The organism is Vibrio barjaei, from assembly GCF_001639065.2.
GTDB classification, from domain to species: domain Bacteria; phylum Pseudomonadota; class Gammaproteobacteria; order Enterobacterales; family Vibrionaceae; genus Vibrio; species Vibrio barjaei.
In genome coordinates, this window is record NZ_LQXO02000053.1 from 612,454 (window position 1) to 629,217 (window position 16,764).

The window sequence follows — 16,764 nt, forward strand, 5'->3', positions numbered from 1 at the left end:
ATATCTGAGTTAAAGTACATAAACAAAAACAAAGAGGCACAGCCAAACGACATCAACAAAGTGCCAGTACCAACTGCCTGCCTGAAATGCGAAATGGTCTTTGGGAGTAAAATGATCTTTAGCGATTCGGAACAAGAGTACTATCAAGAAGATCGTCCCTAAACACACATGTAGGCCATGGAATCCAGTCAACATAAAGAAGGTATTACCGTATATCCCAGATTGTAAGGTCAGCCCCATATCTTGGTATGCGTGCGCATATTCAACCGCTTGGTAATAGAGGAAAAATACCGCTAGTACGATGGTAATCTCAAGCCAGACGATGAGCGCCGTTCGTTTATTTTTCTCCAAACTGACATGTGCCATATGCAACGTAATCGAAGAGAGCAGCAATATAATCGTGTTCTTCAACGGCAAACCTTGCCATGGCATCGCCTCAGTCGTGTCACCTGCTGGCGTTGTCGTCAAAGGCCAAATCGCTTCAAAACCAGGCCACAGAACTTCGTGAGTCATCACATTGTTATCTGCCCCGCCAAGCCAAGGGACGGAGATCATTCGTGCATAAAACAAAGCCCCAAAAAAAGCACCGAAGAACATCACTTCAGAAAAAATGAACCAGCTCATCCCTTGACGAAATGAACGCGTAATCTGATCTGAATACAAGCCTGACAATGACTCACTGACAACATTGCTAAACCAACCTGACAACATGTACAGCAACACGACAAAGCCAAACGCTAGAGTAACGTTACCAATGACACTACCCGCCCCACCTGTTTCTAAATGTTGAACTGTGAGCCCAGCACCAACCGCCACCAAAAACAGCGCGATTGCCCCCACGATTGGCCAACTACTCTGAGCTGGAACGTAATAAGATTGAGGTTTACTCATAGCTTAACTCCCTGTTAAGTGCGCTTTTGCTACCCTTACTGCGTTCAACGGCACCCTGCACGCTTGCATTGCTTGTGATGTTGTAGAGTGTGTACGACAAAGTCAGTGTGTGAATTGATTCGGGGATATCAGGTTCGATATAGAAAATTAGAGGCATCTCCGCTTCGCCATTAGCATCAAGGGGCTGATGGTTGAAGCAAAAACACTCAATTTTATTAAAATAAGCAGCGCCAGTGCCCGGAGATACAGATGGTACTGCTTGCCCGATTAAAGATTGCGACGCATTATTCTTTGCCAAATAAGCGGTTTGAATCACCTCGCCGGGATGAACATCAAGGTAGATGGTTTCGGGCTTAAAGGTCCACGGCATATCAGGATTGATGTGTGCCATAAACTCAATACGAATCGTACGCGAGATGTCCGCCCTCATTCCGACGGGTTGCACCGCGGACACCGTATTGGTTTTACCATTGATACCCAATGCTTCACACATAATGTCGTACAACGGAACCAAAGCAAAACCGAACCCAAACATGCCGATAACAGCAACACTAAGCCACGTTACTAACTTTTTGTTTGACTTACGGTTTTGCTCGCTCATAAGTCACCTCTCTAATCCACTTTGGGTGGAGTACTAAAGGTGTGATGTGGTGCTGGACTTGGGACTGTCCATTCTAGCCCTTCCGCTCTGTCCCAAGGTTTGGCTTCGGCCTTTTCTCCGCCTTTAATACACTTGATTACTAGCCATAAAAAAATCAACTGCGAAAGACCAAAGGCAAAACCGCCGATTGAGACAATCTGGTTTACATCCGCAAATTGAATTGCATAGTCAGGAATACGCCTTGGCATGCCCGCTAATCCTAAGAAGTGCATCGGGAAAAACAGCACATTGACCGAAATAACCGAGCACCAAAAATGCCACAGGCTAAGTTTGTGGTCGTACATATGTCCTGTCCATTTGGGCAGCCAGTAATAAGCGGCCGCCATAATTGAGAACACAGCACCGGAGACCAACACATAGTGGAAGTGAGCCACGACAAAATAGGTATCGTGATACTGGAAGTCCGCAGGCACTATAGCTAACATCAACCCAGAAAAACCACCAATGGTAAACAAGACAATAAAGGCGATGGCGAACAGCATGGGCGTTTCGAACGTTAACGCACCGCGCCACATAGTCGCTACCCAATTAAATACTTTCACCCCTGTTGGCACTGCAATCAGCATAGTGCAGTACATGAAGAACAGCTCTGCGAACACCGGCATGCCTGTGGTAAACATATGGTGCGCCCAAACCAAGAAGGACAACAGTGCGATACTGCACGTCGCATAAACCATAGAATGGTAGCCAAACAGCTTTTTACCACTGAACGCAGGTACGATTGCCGAGACGATGCCGAAAGAAGGCAAAATCATGATGTACACTTCTGGGTGTCCAAAGAACCAAAAGATATGCTGAAACATCACAGGGTCGCCACCACCCGCTGCATCGAAGAAACTGGTTCCGAAATACTTATCTGTTAACACCATTGTCACAGCACCTGCTAACACTGGCATCACCGCAATAAGCAGGAAGGCTGTAATCAACCAAGTCCAAACAAACAGTGGCATTTTCATCAACGTCATACCAGGAGCGCGCATATTGAAAATGGTGACAATGACATTGATCGCCCCCATGATGGAGCTAATCCCCATGATATGTACTGAGAACACAAACAGTGCCGTACTATCGGGGCCATAGGTTGTTGAAAGTGGGGCATAGAATGTCCAACCAAAATCAGGTCCGCCACCGGGCATGAAGAGGGACGACAATAGAATCAGGAAGGCGAACGGTAGAATCCAAAAGCTTAAATTATTCATGCGCGGTAATGCCATATCTGGCGCACCGATCATCATAGGGATCATCCAGTTAGCCAACCCAGTAAATGCAGGCATTACTGCACCAAACACCATCACTAAGCCGTGAACTGTGGTCATCTGGTTAAAGAAATTTGGCTCTACAAGCTGTAAGCCTGGTTGGAATAGCTCTGCACGAATGACCATCGCCATCGCGCCGCCAGTAAGAAACATGGCGAAACTAAACCACAGGTACAAGGTCCCGATATCTTTATGGTTAGTGGAGTATACCCATCTTGCCCAACCTGAAGGAGCGTGATCATGATGATCGTCTTCAATAACGGCCGTGCTTTCTGCACGACTCATCTCTGCATCCGTCGCCGTTGACGATTTAACTGTTTCCATAGGATCCGTTTTCATCATAACTCCTTGGAGCTATTTTGCTCCCCATCTTGCGCTTTGAACGCATTGATATCAGAGGCTTGTACTGCATCTCCCGTATCATTACCCCAAGCATTTCGCTGGTAAGTCACTACTGCTGCTATTTCCTTGTCTGTCAATTGGTTAGCGAACGACTGCATGGCTGTTCCATTTACCCCATCAACAATTTTGCTGATGTGAATCGACACATCTCCAGTCGTTGCAACTGTGCTCCCCGCAATGGCAGGAAAAGCCCCCGTAATACCTTCACCGTTAGCTTGATGGCAGACAGCGCAACGACCCGCATACACTTCTTCACCAATTGTCATCAGTTCATCAAGTGGAAGTGTGGCATCTAGAGACTTTGCTGCTTCCGCTGCTGCCAATGCCATTTCTTGTTTCTTTCCTGCTAACCACGCATCGTAGTCACTCTGTTCCATAGCTTGAACGACGATCGGCATAAAACCATGAGCTTTACCACACAGCTCGGCACACTGACCTCGATAAATACCTGGCTCGTCAATCTTGGTCCATGCCTCATTAATAAAGCCTGGGATTGTGTCTTTCTTGACGGCAAAATCCGGCACCCACCAAGAATGAATTACGTCATCGGATGTCATTAAGAAACGGATTTTTTGATTGATAGGTACAACGAGTGGATTGTCTACTTCAAGTAGGTAGTGAGCACCTTTTTCTTCAATACCATCTATTTGCTTTTGAGATGTAGCCAACAAGGAGAAGAAATTAACCTCTTCTCCAAAGTACTCGTAGTGCCATTTCCACTGTGAGCCTGTAATTTTGATGGTGATATCAGACTGAGACGTATCTTCCATTGCCACTAGTGTTTTGGTTGCGGGAATTGCCATCGCGACCAAGATGATGATCGGAATCACTGTCCAGACAATTTCGACTTTTGTACTTTCGTGGAAGTTGGCGGCAACGGCGCCGCGAGATTTTCTGTGTTTGAAAATAGAGTAGAACATTACTCCAAATACAACGAACGCAATGGCGCAACAGATATAGAAAATCAGCATGTGCAAGTCATAGACTTGGTTACTGATATTAGTAACGCCTCTAGTCAAGTTATAGCCGCTCGACTCGGCGATGAGAGGTTGGCTGATTAGCGCAGCAGCCACACCAATCCAAAAGCGAATGGTCAGCAATCTCTTCAAAAGATTTCTCCTTTGCCTAGCCACGTTTGTCCTAACGTGGTTCCCCTATGACTTATACCAAGCACGTCTGAAGAGTGATCAAACAATTCAGGATGGTACAGCCCGTAATCAAAACCCAACTAACTGTGATTCGACGACGTCTAACGAAGACCAACTAGGTTTTATCAACTCGAAAATGAGTCTCAAAAATAAAGCCAAACTGCACAAGTAAACGGTCATACAGAACAATAACCACTTACTTATTGAGTCCGGAATCAATAAAATACAACGCAAAACAACTTGTTATATTTTTGTTAACTAAAGGCTAGTTAGAGAATTCGAGATTCGCAAGGATAAAAATAAAAGGTCACTTTTTGTGATGGTGGCTTATCGATTGTCGTTTAAATTTTGACAAACTGAAAAATTGATCTCTCGAGAACAACGCAAGTCGTGGATTCTGTCACTGCTCACAAAATACGTAAAAAAGCATGAATCAGCCTGTGGAAGTATTTTATTATTGTATGACAATATTGCATATTATCTCCATTCCCCTTAGACATACTTTGTATTTACAAGAGAGTTGGTATGAGTAACGACAAATCATTCGATGCAATCAAGGCCATGAAGCTGGAAAACGACACTTCAGCTGGTAACTTGGTTGATCTACTGCCTATTGAAGTTCAGAAACGAGACTTTGATCTGACCTTCCTAGATAATCTTGCAGAGGCTCGCCCTCGCCTACTCATCCAAGCCAATGAACTTGCCGAATTTAAATCAAGAGTTATGCAAGATGAGTCTCACTGCATGTTCGACGACTTCATGAATAACTCAACGGTCAAGTTTTTCGATACTGAACCTTACGCAGAGCCTCAACCTTACCCAGAAGAAACGGTTGGCAAAGCCTCTCTCTGGCGACCTTATTGGCGTCAAATGTACGTGGATTGCCAGATGGCGCTCAATGCGACACGTAATCTTGCGATCGCAGGCATTGTCAAAGACGATAAAGAACTTATTGCCAAAGCTAAAGCTTGGACGCTCCAACTCGCGTCCTATGATCCAGACGGCGTAACATCTCGCGGCTACAATGACGAAGCCGCCTTCCGTGTCATTGCAGCAATGGCTTGGGGCTATGACTGGTTACATGGGCACTTTACTGAAGAAGAGCGCACAATAGTACGTGAGGCATTGGTGACTCGTTTAGACGAAATCATGCATCACCTAAAAGTCACCGTTGACCTATTAAACAACCCTTTGAACAGTCACGGCGTCCGTTCTATTTCTTCAGCCATTATTCCGACGTGTATTGCTCTCTATCACGACCATCCTAAAGCCGGTGAATACATTGCGTATGCATTGGAATACTATGCAGTCCACTATCCGCCATGGGGTGGTGAAGACGGCGGTTGGGCAGAAGGTCCCGATTATTGGAATACTCAAACTGCCTTTCTAGGTGAAGCATTTGATCTGTTAAAAGCATACTGTGGTGTAGATATGTTCAATAAAACGTTCTACGAAAACACAGGAGATTTCCCACTTTATTGCATGCCCGTTCACTCTAAACGAGCCAGCTTCTGTGACCAATCTTCTATCGGTGACTTCCCAGGGTTAAAACTTGCCTATAACATCAAGCATTATGCTGGAGTAAATCAAAAGCCTGAATACGTTTGGTATTACAACCAATTGAAAGGCCGTGATACTGAAGCACATACCAAGTTTTATAACTTTGGTTGGTGGGACTTTGGCTATGACGACCTCCGTTTTAATATTCTTTGGGATGCGCCTGAAGAAAAAGCGCCGTCAAACGATCCGTTGTTAAAAGTGTTTCCTATTACAGGCTGGGCTGCTTTCCACAACAAGATGACGGAACGTGACAACCATATCCATATGGTCTTTAAATGTTCGCCATTTGGTTCCATCAGCCATTCACATGGTGACCAAAATGCATTCACTCTACATGCGTTTGGTGAAACATTAGCATCTATCACCGGCTATTACGGTGGTTTTGGCGTCGATATGCATACTAAGTGGCGTCGTCATACTTTCTCTAAGAACTTGCCACTGTTTAACGGCAAAGGGCAGTACGGAGAGAACAAGAACACCAAATTTGAAGGCCATCAAGACCGCTTCTGTATCGAAGCTGGCGGTCAAATCACAGACTATGACACTGACTCTGACGTCAAATTTGTAGAGGGTGATGCAACCGAATCCTACAAGTTCTTTACGCCAGATATCGAATCCTACAAACGTAAGATTTGGTTCGTGAAAGGTAAGCTCTTTGTCATCCAAGACAAAGCGAGCTTTGGCGAAGAGAAAGCGAGCTTTGGCGAAGAGAAAGATCTCACTTGGCTAATGCATACCACGTTTAATACCGAGACAGCTCAAAAGTCATTTGCTATCCACGGTGACAAAGCAAATCTAGATGTGAGCTTTATCAATCAGAGCGCAGACCAAATTACGTCAGTGACCAACGTCGAAGGCTTTGGCGATGTGGACCCTTACGAGTTCCGAGATTTGGAGATCCACCGTCATGTAGAAGTAGAATTTTCTGCATCAAAGCAACACGACATTCTTACGTTGCTTGTCCCTAACAAGAATAGCGGGGAACAAGTTCAGGTGTCGCATAGCGTCCGCGACAATGAACTAACACTTGTTGTAGATGGTGAAACAGTGACCATCGATTTATAGTGGTTCAACGAGTTTAAAAGATTAAGCCTTCACTGCATTTCAGCGTTGAAGGCTCTTTTTTATTAAGGGTTATATCGCCAACCATTCAACTTCAACAATGGCTCTTCCCGCGTATTTAATACGACCGAGAAACCTATCTCCAGCGACTATCTCTCCAACCCCTTGGGGCGTCCCCGTCATCACAATATCTCCATCTTGTAATTCGGTGTAAGAGGCCAGTTCTTGCAAAATCACATCTGGTTTATACAGCATCTGTTTGGTGCCACCTAATTGCATTCGCATACTATTGATAAACAACTCCACCTCAAGCTCACTGACATCCATATCTGATAATGGAATGAAACGGCTAAATTTGGCCGAGTTATCAAACGCTTTAGCTCTTTCCCAAGGCAGACCCTTCTGCTTCAGCTTAGACTGTAAGCTTCGTTTAGTAAGATCTAATCCAAAGCCCACTGCGTAGAGTTGTTGGTTGCGGACAAGGAAGCAAATTTCGGCCTCGTAATGAAGAGGCTCATCAAGGTATGAATAGAGCTCTGATGCGATACTAGAGTTTGGTTTGTTAAACACCACCATATTTTCAGGGATCTCATTCCCTAATTCATTGATGTGTTCGACGTAGTTACGGCCTACGCACAAGATCTTCGATGGGAAAAAAGAATCATCTCCAACAAATACCGCTTTCATTGCCCTTCCTTGACTGACAGGTAAATTCAACACTAAGAACTGTGCATTTTAGCGGATTTATAGTGACAGACTTATGATTTAGAAGAGTATTTTTCAAAGTTGAGGCAAGGATCGAGGTTTGAGTTGTTATCGCAGTTGCGCACCCAGCCCACAGATTTGATAGGATTTCATCTCACTCCTTGCATTTTAATTCAATTTCGACAACCATTTGTATATTCAATTTATCAAGTGACGAGTCGTTAATGTCCGCTGAGCCCCTGTATATTCAAATCAAACAATACATCGAACAGAAGATAGACCAAGGGCACTGGCCTGTTGGACAGCGTATCTCAACCGAAATGGAGCTCACCGAACAGTTTTCTGTCAGTCGAATGACCGTTAATAAAGCCATTAGGGATCTGGTAGGCGAAGGAAAATTAGAGCGACGCCCTAGGCTCGGTACGTTCGTAAAAAAACTGAGTGAAAAGGCAGAGAGTCCTCTACTTGATACACGAAACATCGCCAAAGAAGTCGCATCTAGAGGTAAAACTTATTCGTGCGATGTCATTAAACACCTTGCAACCAAAGCCGATCAAAATATCGCCACCAAGCTAGGCGTTATGTTGGGGAGCTCGGTTTACTACAGTGAGATCTTACACAAAGAAAACGATCTTCCTATTCAGTTGGAGTGTCGTTGGGTAAACGCAAAGTTTGCACCTGACTATTACAAACAAGATTTCTCGAAAGTCACTCCAAACGAGTACTTAACGCTAAACTGCCCTATGACTGCCGTTGAACATACCGTCGAAGCCATTATTTGTAATGATGAAATAGGTCAGAGGCTCGAAATGACGACAAAAGAGCCCTGTTTATTGCTCCACAGAAGAACTTGGAGTGACGACCGCCTTATCAGTACAGCCTTGCTCTACCATCCCGGAAGCCGCTATCAGCTGAGCTCGAAAGTCACCCTTTAGTCACGTGTAATACTCTCGGCTTTAACAAACTAAACAACTCACTAATTTGTAAGCTAACTATTGGCAATACAATAAGTTAGCTTACGTTGGCTTACCCCAACACCTAAGCTTCAATGTTAGGATTTCTCGCATAATAACCACATAAACCAGTGAGAAATCAGAATGAAAAAAACAGTCTTAGCACTTTCTTTAGCCATCGCCGCTTTTTCTACGTCATCTTTGGCCAACGAAGGCTTCTACGTTGGTGCTTCTTATTCAAAAATGAGCTACGACGCGGCGTTTGTTAGCAGTAACGAAGTAACAAATGGCTACTCAGCGAATGGCGGGTATGATTTTGCTTTGGGTAGCTTTTTTGTACTTGGTACAGAGCTAGAATATAAGAATCTTGGTTCAACCAAAGAGTCTTTCCACAACGATTATTACACCTTGTCGATGACCTCATACGGAATCAATGTCATCCCCAAGATTTATATGGGCGAACGTTTTTACGCGCTAGCAAAGCTAGGTTTCCACAAAATTAACTCTGAAGTTGAAACTAACGTATCGGTCAACGGTTCATCAGTCTCCGACACTGCATCCGTATACGGACTCGGTCTTGGCTACGACATCACGGAACACTTTGCGATTCAAGCTAGCTACGAAATTCACAACATCGCCGTCTACAATACCAAGTCAGCCAGTCTTGGAGTAAAGTTTAACTTCTAATCTTACCTATATTTGGCAAATTGTAATTACTTCAGTAGGTCACCGTATAGTGGCCTACTTCTGTTTAAGATCATGTATATCAGTCAGTTAAGCCACAGTGTTACCGCCGTTAAGATTTAAAATCACCTAACCTGATCCTTCTATTTAATCATCTACTAAAACCTCAAATCTTAGACGCTTAGATCACATTTTGTACGATGCACTATTGATCAATTGTATATATTCGACTAAATATTTGTATATACAATAAAGCTCTGGATTAAACATGCACTTAATTCTTAAAAATGCCCGACTTGTTACTATGGAAGAAGGCTCAACTGGATACACTCCTACGGAGCCTTGTTACCTACTTATTCGTAGTGGGTTAATCGTCGCTATGGGTGAAGACCTATCCACACTCTACGGCAATACGCCAAAAGAGTGGTCAGATTGTCCAGTACTCGATTGTGCAGGCAGTATTGTGACGCCCGGATTGATTGATCCCCATACACACTTGGTTTTTGCCGGGAGTCGAGCACAAGAATTCGAAGCACGTTTAAACGGCGAATCGTACCAATCTATCGCTCAGCGCGGGGGTGGTATTAACAGTACGGTTGCATCGACTCGTGCCGCCTCTGTGGACGAGCTAATTGAACTCGCCCTACCAAGATTGGACAGTTTGATTAAAAGTGGCTGTACAACTATCGAAGTAAAGTCAGGCTACGGATTGACGCTAGAGGACGAAGCGAAGATGTTGGTGGCCGCCAAGTCGTTAGAAAACCATAGACGCGTCAGTATTACCACGACGTTACTCGCGGCGCATACTGTCCCCCCTGAATATCAGGATAGAGCGGACGACTACATAAACTACGTGGTAAACGACATCATCCCTCACGTCGCAAAACACAACTTGGCAGAATCCGTAGACGTCTTTTGTGAATCCATAGGATTTACTCTAGAGCAAACTGAACGTGTTTTTGCCACAGCTAAAGCGCATGGTCTTGCTGTCAAAGGGCACACCGAGCAGCTCAGTAATCTTGGCGGCAGTGTACTTGCCGCTCAATACAAAGCACAGTCCGTCGACCATATCGAGTATCTGGACCAAGCGGGCGTAAAAGCTCTTGCCACTTCAGGGACCGTAGCAACACTTTTGCCCGGGGCATTTTACTTCTTAAGAGAAACACAACAGCCACCCATTGAATGGCTGCGTGAGTTTAACGTGCCAATGGCAATCGGTAGCGACATTAATCCCGGAACCTCTCCATTTGCAGACCTACAGTTAATGATGAATATGGCTTGTACCTTATTCCGTCTAACCCCAGAAGAAGCGCTTCGTGGAGTGACATGCCATGCTGCGGCAGCAATTGGTCAGAAAGACACCATAGGACAAATCCGCAAAGGATTTAAAGCCAATTTAGCCATTTGGGATATCGATCATCCGAGCGAGCTTAGTTATCAGTATGGATTGAAAGGGCTTAAACAACGTATCTTCGCTGGGAGTATCGAACATGTCGCTTAACGCACTCAATACTCAGCACAGTTTTACTTGGTCTGGCCGTGATGACCTAGAAGATGGCGAGATGCGTCTCAGAGTTCATCACGTCATTACACAGATTCATGAGCTAACGTCAGACACTTGTGGTGCTCAACTTCTGGGTTTTGAAACTGATGAGGGCGTGTCCAGAAACAAAGGCAGAGTTGGCGCTAAAACGGCACCTGATGCTATCCGTGGTGCCTTAAGCAATTTGGCTTGGCACTCAGAAACTAAGATTTTAGACCTAGGCAATTCAGGCTCACAAAACACATCTTTGGAACACAATCAAAGTACAACGGCCGAAATCATTACCAATGCCCTCTCGCATGGACCTGTCGTTGTGCTCGGCGGTGGACATGAAATCGCTTGGCCATCTTTCTTAGGGCTATCAAACTACCTACGCCAAAGCGAACCCAATCCTAGAATCGGCATCATCAATTTCGACGCTCATTTCGATCTTCGAGAATACCGAACTGAAACCGTGGCCTTGAAGCCGAGCTCTGGGACACCATTCTCGCAAATCGCTGATCACTGCCAATCAGAGCAACTTGCTTTCGAATACCTTTGTATCGGCATCAGTTCAACTTCCAATACACAAGCCTTATTTGATAAAGCACAGCGCTTGAATGTTCGCTATATCGAAGACACAGAGCTGCTGCTTAACCCCCACACACCAATGCTTGAGGAACTTGAACAGTTTATTGCCAGCGTCGACTACCTCTATCTCACAATCGATCTAGATGTGTTCAACGCAGCGCTTGCTCCGGGAGTCAGTGCTCCCGCTGCTATTGGTTTATCCATTGAACACTTCTATCCATTTTTTGACGCGATATTGCAGCACAACAATAAGTTGCTGATGGCGGATATCGCTGAATATAACCCTACTTATGACATTGACAATCGCACCGCCAAACTCGCCGCTAGGCTCTGTTGGCAAATGCTGACTGCAATGTCCAAGCAGCAAAAATAGACAATAGATAACAATTAACAACCAATTACGTGAAACGCAGTGCGACGCCGCATAACAAACCAACTTGGCGTCCACCACTCAAAAGGAAAACAAGATGACTGATAGTAATAATGCTCGTCTAGATGCAACTCGCAAAATCAAGGCACCACATGGTACTGAGCTAAATGCCAAATCATGGCTGACAGAAGCGCCACTGCGCATGCTGATGAACAATCTTGATGACGAAGTTGCTGAGCATCCTCAATCATTAGTGGTTTACGGCGGTATCGGCCGAGCGGCCCGCAATTGGGAGTGTTACGACAAAATCGTCGAAGTATTAAAACGTCTTGAAGACGACCAAACACTTTTAGTTCAATCAGGCAAACCCGTCGGCGTTTTCCCGACACACAAAGACGCACCACGTGTATTAATTGCCAACTCCAACTTAGTGCCACATTGGGCTAATTGGGAGCACTTTAACGAGCTCGATAAGCAGGGCTTGATGATGTATGGCCAAATGACGGCAGGCTCGTGGATTTACATTGGTTCTCAAGGCATCGTTCAAGGAACGTATGAAACCTTTGTAGCGATTGCCAAGCAACATTTTAATGGCGATGCCAATGGCAAGTGGATTCTAACAGGTGGCCTTGGCGGTATGGGTGGCGCTCAACCTCTCGCGGCGACTATGGCTGGCTTTTCAATGATAGCCGTAGAGTGTGACGAATCGCGTATCGATTATCGCCTCAATACTCGTTATGTCGATACCAAAGCGCATAGCCTCGATGAAGCATTGTCCATCATTAAGAATAGCGACAAACCAATCTCAGTTGGTCTACTAGGAAATGCCGCTGATATCTATGCAGAATTGGTAGAGAAAAACATCACGCCAGATGTGGTCACCGATCAAACCTCAGCACACGATCCTCTTAACGGCTATTTACCGCAAGGCTGGACCATGGAACACGCCAAACAGCAACGTGAAAGCGATCCAACCAGCGTGGTGAAAGCGGCCAAAGCCTCAATGGCAGTGCAAGTTGAAGCCATTCTAACAATGCAACAACGCGGCTCGGTAGCAACTGACTACGGTAATAACATTCGTCAAATGGCGTTGGAAGAAGGGGTAGAAAACGCGTTTGATTTCCCAGGTTTTGTTCCTGCGTATATCCGTCCACTTTTCTGTGAAGGTATCGGACCTTTTCGTTGGGCTGCACTCTCTGGTGATCCTGAAGATATCTATAAAACAGACCAAAAAGTCAAAGAGCTGATTCCTGATAATCCACATCTGCATAACTGGCTCGATATGGCGCGTGAGCGTATTCAGTTCCAAGGTTTGCCTGCTCGTATCTGCTGGGTCGGCCTGAAAGATCGTGAGCGTTTGGGTCAGGCTTTCAATGAAATGGTTAAGAATGGCGAACTAAAAGCTCCTGTGGTTATTGGTCGTGATCATCTTGATTCAGGTTCAGTAGCTAGTCCGAACCGTGAAACCGAAGGCATGATGGACGGCTCAGATGCGGTATCCGATTGGCCATTATTAAACGCCTTACTCAACACCTCTGGTGGTGCTACTTGGGTCTCCCTGCATCACGGCGGCGGTGTAGGCATGGGCTTCTCACAGCACAGTGGAATGGTCATTTGCTGTGACGGTAGCGATGATGCGGCGCGACGTATTGCACGCGTTCTACACAATGATCCTGCAACTGGCGTGATGCGTCATGCCGATGCGGGGTACGACATCGCTAAACAATGTGCCAAAGAACAGGGCTTAGATCTGCCAATGCTGAATCAAAATGATGATAACCGAGCTTAAGGAGTACACCATGTTAAAATTAGTTCTTGAGCCTGGTCAGCTAACGTTGGCGCAATTACGCCAACTCAGCCGTTCTCCTGTGAACTTATCTTTACATCCTTCAGCTGTAGAAGACATTGATGCAAGCACTCGAATTGTCGAGCAAGTTATCGCCGAAGATCGTACGGTCTACGGCATCAATACTGGCTTTGGATTGCTTGCCAATACGCGCATTGAGCCAGAAGATCTCGAGATACTGCAAAAGAGTATCGTGTTGTCACACGCCGCCGGTATTGGTGAGCTAATGAGTGACGAAACCGTTCGCCTGATGATGGTGCTAAAGATCAATAGTCTTGCGCGCGGCTATTCAGGTATTCGACTTAAAGTAATTCAAGCGTTGATTGAACTGGTTAATTCTCAAGTTTACCCCTGCGTTCCTCAAAAAGGTTCTGTTGGCGCATCAGGTGACTTAGCCCCACTCGCTCACATGAGCACAATCTTACTTGGTGAAGGCGAAGCGAGACATAATGGGAAAATCATCAGTGGTCTAGAAGCTTTGCAAATTGCTGGGCTTGAACCAATCACGCTAGCACCAAAAGAAGGGCTAGCACTACTAAACGGCACGCAAGCCTCGACGGCGTTTGCTTTAGAAGGTCTGTTCTTAGCGGAAGACCTGTTCGCATCAGCAACACTATGCGGCGCAATGTCGGTCGAAGCCGCACTGGGTAGTCGTCGTCCATTTGACCCGCGCATTCATCGAGTACGTGGACATCGTGCACAAATGGATGCAGCTCTAGCCTATCGCCACCTATTGGAAGGCAATAGTGAAGTGGGTGATTCTCACCAGGGGTGTGAGAAGGTACAAGATCCGTATTCACTGCGTTGTCAGCCTCAGGTGATGGGGGCATGTCTACAACAGATTCGTAACGCAGCAGAATCGCTTCAAGTGGAAGCGAACTCTGTCTCTGACAACCCATTAGTGTTTGCTGATGACGGCGATATTATTTCCGGCGGTAATTTCCATGCTGAACCCGTCGCTATGGCGGCAGATGGCTTAGCACTAGCGATCGCAGAAATTGGCAGTCTTTCAGAACGCCGAATGGCGTTACTCATTGATAGTGCCTTGAGTAAGTTACCGCCTTTCCTTGTCGACAATGGCGGTGTGAACTCTGGCTTTATGATCGCGCAAGTAACGTCAGCAGCGTTAGCTAGTGAAAATAAAACCCTTGCGCACCCTGCCTCAGTTGATAGCTTGCCAACTTCGGCTAACCAAGAAGACCACGTTTCTATGGCAACCTTTGCAGCCCGTCGCTTAAAAGATATGTCAGAAAATACGCGTGGTATCTTGGCAGTGGAATACTTAGCGGCAGCTCAAGGGTTGGACTTCAGAGCACCACTGAAGTCCTCACCACGAGTGGAGCAAGGTAAACAAATACTGCGTGAGGCGGTGCCGTTCTATGATAAGGATCGCTACTTCGCTCCGGATATCGCTAAGGCAAATGAGATTATCAAACTCGCACTTCATAACGCACTGATGCCTGAGAATATACTTCCAAGCCTCTGATTTTATAGATTTAAAAAAGAGCCAGCCTACTGCTGGCTCTTTTTTGTTGGACGCAGTTATTTACCAATTAAATAACCGGACGACATGTTGGCAGTCACAAGTTTAAAATGAGCCTATGTGTACATGCATCAAATTGCGTTATAACAAATGTGCTTAATAAAAGAACAACGAGGCACAAAAGACATGGAAAATACGTTTAACCACCCTATGCCCAACGCTGAGGGCTATTTTGGCGAATACGGCGGTAGTTTTATCCCACCTCAGCTACAAGAAATCATGAATGAAATCAGCGCAGCTTACGACTCATGCCGCCAAGATCCAGAATTCAGAGCCGAGCTTGCACGCCTATATAAACATTTTGTAGGCCGCCCTAGTCCAATCTTCCACGCTCAAAATCTTTCTGAAAAATACGGTGCACCTATTTATCTCAAACGGGAAGATTTAAACCACACTGGCGCACACAAAATTAATCACTGCTTGGGCGAAGCACTACTTGCTAAAAAGCTTGGTAAGAAAAAGCTCATCGCGGAGACTGGAGCTGGGCAGCACGGTGTTGCCCTTGCCACAGCGGCAGCTTTAGTGGGCCTAGAGTGTGATATCTATATGGGCGAAGTTGATATCGCAAAAGAGCACCCAAATGTGGTGAGAATGCGAATTCTAGGTGCTAATGTGATTCCTGCCACTCACGGTAGAAAAACGTTGAAGGAAGCGGTAGATGCTGCATTTGAAGCCTACTTAACAGACCCGCACACTCAGTTATACGCCATTGGCTCGGTTGTCGGTCCTCACCCATTCCCTGCAATGGTGCGAGACTTCCAATCGATTATCGGCAACGAAGCCCGCGTTCAGTTCCAAGAAATGACAGGAGAACTGCCAAATAACCTCGTAGCTTGCGTTGGTGGCGGTTCCAATGCAATGGGGCTGTTTAGCGCATTCTTGGATGATGAAGATGTTCAAATCCATGGAGTCGAGCCATCAGGGCGTGATTTGCATACCGAAGGTGAACATGCTGCGACGCTAACACTTGGTGAACCTGGCGTTATGCACGGGTTCAAATCGTACATGCTAAAAGACGGAGAAGGCGAGCCTCAAGAAGTATACTCAGTGGCAAGTGGTCTCGACTATCCATCGGTAGGGCCTCAACACGCCTATCTCAAAGATACTGGCCGAGTGAATTACGGCCATATTAATGATAAAGAAGCCATTGATGCGTTTTTCGAGCTATCTCGTTTGGAAGGCATTATTCCTGCGATTGAATCGGCTCACGCCGTTGCCTACGCGCTGAAATTGGCAAAAGAGGGAGAAAAGGGGTCTATTCTTCTCAACTTATCTGGTAGAGGCGACAAAGATATCGATTTTGTTGTTGAGCATTATGGGCAAGACTTCGGTATTGAATCGCTGCTGTAGACCGTAAAAGACCACAACATACCTTAAAGAGTTCTGCCTGATTAAGTCTCTTATCAGGCAGAATTAACATTCTCACCCATTGATAAAATCAACATTAAAACCAACTTTAGACCACTATTTTAGAATAATCATCTAGAATATGTCATTTTAATGCCAACCTCGCCGATTTATTGAGTTTGATTCCATAAATAAGGCAAACCATTCGCCACACTTATTTTTC

At 45.5% G+C, this 16,764-nt stretch carries 13 protein-coding genes; 8 read left to right on the plus strand and 5 right to left on the minus strand.

The features are described from left to right. Positions 1-9 precede the first annotated feature (9 nt). From AWH66_RS23340 to coxB, 4 genes are read right to left on the minus strand one after another with little or no spacing between them, the layout of a single operon-like run. Complete coding sequence (locus AWH66_RS23340; RefSeq protein ID WP_063603238.1) at positions 10-891, minus strand: cytochrome c oxidase subunit 3; 882 nt, start codon at positions 889-891, stop codon at positions 10-12. Then, on the minus strand, positions 884-1,492 hold the full coding sequence (locus AWH66_RS23345) for a cytochrome c oxidase assembly protein (RefSeq protein WP_063603237.1): 609 nt from the start codon (positions 1,490-1,492) through the stop codon (positions 884-886). Before AWH66_RS23345 ends, AWH66_RS23340 begins: the two co-directional genes overlap by 8 nt. An 11-nt stretch (positions 1,493-1,503) precedes the next feature. Further along, a complete protein-coding gene (ctaD, locus tag AWH66_RS23350; protein ID WP_373455203.1) occupies positions 1,504-3,132 on the minus strand; it encodes a cytochrome c oxidase subunit I in 1,629 nt (542 codons plus the stop codon). A gap of 14 nt (positions 3,133-3,146) precedes the next feature. Beyond that, on the minus strand, positions 3,147-4,319 hold the full coding sequence (coxB, locus tag AWH66_RS23355; protein WP_420882871.1) for a cytochrome c oxidase subunit II: 1,173 nt from the start codon (positions 4,317-4,319) through the stop codon (positions 3,147-3,149). Between the two features lie 564 nt (positions 4,320-4,883). Here coxB and AWH66_RS23360 point away from each other — a divergent pair. Continuing rightward, a complete protein-coding gene (locus AWH66_RS23360) occupies positions 4,884-6,983 on the plus strand; it encodes a DUF4962 domain-containing protein (protein ID WP_063603236.1) in 2,100 nt (699 codons plus the stop codon). Between the two features lie 69 nt (positions 6,984-7,052). On the opposite strand, the gene AWH66_RS23365 is transcribed toward AWH66_RS23360, so the two are convergent. Continuing rightward, positions 7,053-7,667, minus strand: coding sequence for a fumarylacetoacetate hydrolase family protein (locus tag AWH66_RS23365; protein WP_063603235.1), 615 nt, complete (start codon positions 7,665-7,667; stop codon positions 7,053-7,055). Positions 7,668-7,909: 242 nt separating this feature from the next. Between AWH66_RS23365 and hutC the strand changes: the two genes are divergently transcribed. The 7 genes from hutC (at position 7,910) to trpB (ending at position 16,544) form a co-directional block, all read left to right on the plus strand. Next, positions 7,910-8,620, plus strand: coding sequence for a histidine utilization repressor (gene hutC, locus AWH66_RS23370; RefSeq protein WP_063603234.1), 711 nt, complete (start codon positions 7,910-7,912; stop codon positions 8,618-8,620). Between the two features lie 162 nt (positions 8,621-8,782). Beyond that, on the plus strand, positions 8,783-9,325 hold the full coding sequence (locus AWH66_RS23375) for a porin family protein (protein ID WP_063603233.1): 543 nt from the start codon (positions 8,783-8,785) through the stop codon (positions 9,323-9,325). Between the two features lie 265 nt (positions 9,326-9,590). Next, a complete protein-coding gene (gene hutI / locus AWH66_RS23380; protein WP_063603232.1) occupies positions 9,591-10,823 on the plus strand; it encodes an imidazolonepropionase in 1,233 nt (410 codons plus the stop codon). Next, complete coding sequence (gene hutG / locus AWH66_RS23385) at positions 10,813-11,808, plus strand: formimidoylglutamase (RefSeq protein WP_063603231.1); 996 nt, start codon at positions 10,813-10,815, stop codon at positions 11,806-11,808. The genes hutI and hutG overlap by 11 nt, the downstream gene beginning before the upstream one ends. A 94-nt stretch (positions 11,809-11,902) precedes the next feature. Continuing rightward, the gene (hutU, locus tag AWH66_RS23390; protein ID WP_063603230.1) at positions 11,903-13,594 is read left to right on the plus strand and encodes a urocanate hydratase; all 1,692 of its coding nucleotides are present in this window, start codon (positions 11,903-11,905) and stop codon (positions 13,592-13,594) included. Between the two features lie 10 nt (positions 13,595-13,604). Continuing rightward, the gene (hutH, locus tag AWH66_RS23395) at positions 13,605-15,137 is read left to right on the plus strand and encodes a histidine ammonia-lyase (protein WP_063603229.1); all 1,533 of its coding nucleotides are present in this window, start codon (positions 13,605-13,607) and stop codon (positions 15,135-15,137) included. 207 nt (positions 15,138-15,344) lie between these two features. Next, positions 15,345-16,544: a tryptophan synthase subunit beta gene (trpB, locus tag AWH66_RS23400; RefSeq protein WP_459542009.1), complete on the plus strand. Its 1,200-nt coding sequence runs from the start codon at positions 15,345-15,347 to the stop codon at positions 16,542-16,544. Positions 16,545-16,764 lie beyond the last annotated feature (220 nt).

What these genes read in the sequence shown, in the direction of transcription:
- AWH66_RS23340 (WP_063603238.1), bottom strand. Translation starts at nt 891, where the DNA reads ATGAGTAAACCTCAATCTTATTACGTTCCAGCTCAGAGTAGTTGGCCA.
- AWH66_RS23345 (WP_063603237.1), bottom strand. Translation starts at nt 1,492, where the DNA reads ATGAGCGAGCAAAACCGTAAGTCAAACAAAAAGTTAGTAACGTGGCTT.
- ctaD (WP_373455203.1), bottom strand. Translation starts at nt 3,132, where the DNA reads ATGGAAACAGTTAAATCGTCAACGGCGACGGATGCAGAGATGAGTCGT.
- AWH66_RS23360 (WP_063603236.1), top strand. Translation starts at nt 4,884, where the DNA reads ATGAGTAACGACAAATCATTCGATGCAATCAAGGCCATGAAGCTGGAA.
- AWH66_RS23365 (WP_063603235.1), bottom strand. Translation starts at nt 7,667, where the DNA reads ATGAAAGCGGTATTTGTTGGAGATGATTCTTTTTTCCCATCGAAGATC.
- hutC (WP_063603234.1), top strand. Translation starts at nt 7,910, where the DNA reads ATGTCCGCTGAGCCCCTGTATATTCAAATCAAACAATACATCGAACAG.
- AWH66_RS23375 (WP_063603233.1), top strand. Translation starts at nt 8,783, where the DNA reads ATGAAAAAAACAGTCTTAGCACTTTCTTTAGCCATCGCCGCTTTTTCT.
- hutI (WP_063603232.1), top strand. Translation starts at nt 9,591, where the DNA reads ATGCACTTAATTCTTAAAAATGCCCGACTTGTTACTATGGAAGAAGGC.
- hutG (WP_063603231.1), top strand. Translation starts at nt 10,813, where the DNA reads ATGTCGCTTAACGCACTCAATACTCAGCACAGTTTTACTTGGTCTGGC.
- hutU (WP_063603230.1), top strand. Translation starts at nt 11,903, where the DNA reads ATGACTGATAGTAATAATGCTCGTCTAGATGCAACTCGCAAAATCAAG.
- hutH (WP_063603229.1), top strand. Translation starts at nt 13,605, where the DNA reads ATGTTAAAATTAGTTCTTGAGCCTGGTCAGCTAACGTTGGCGCAATTA.
- trpB (WP_459542009.1), top strand. Translation starts at nt 15,345, where the DNA reads ATGCCCAACGCTGAGGGCTATTTTGGCGAATACGGCGGTAGTTTTATC.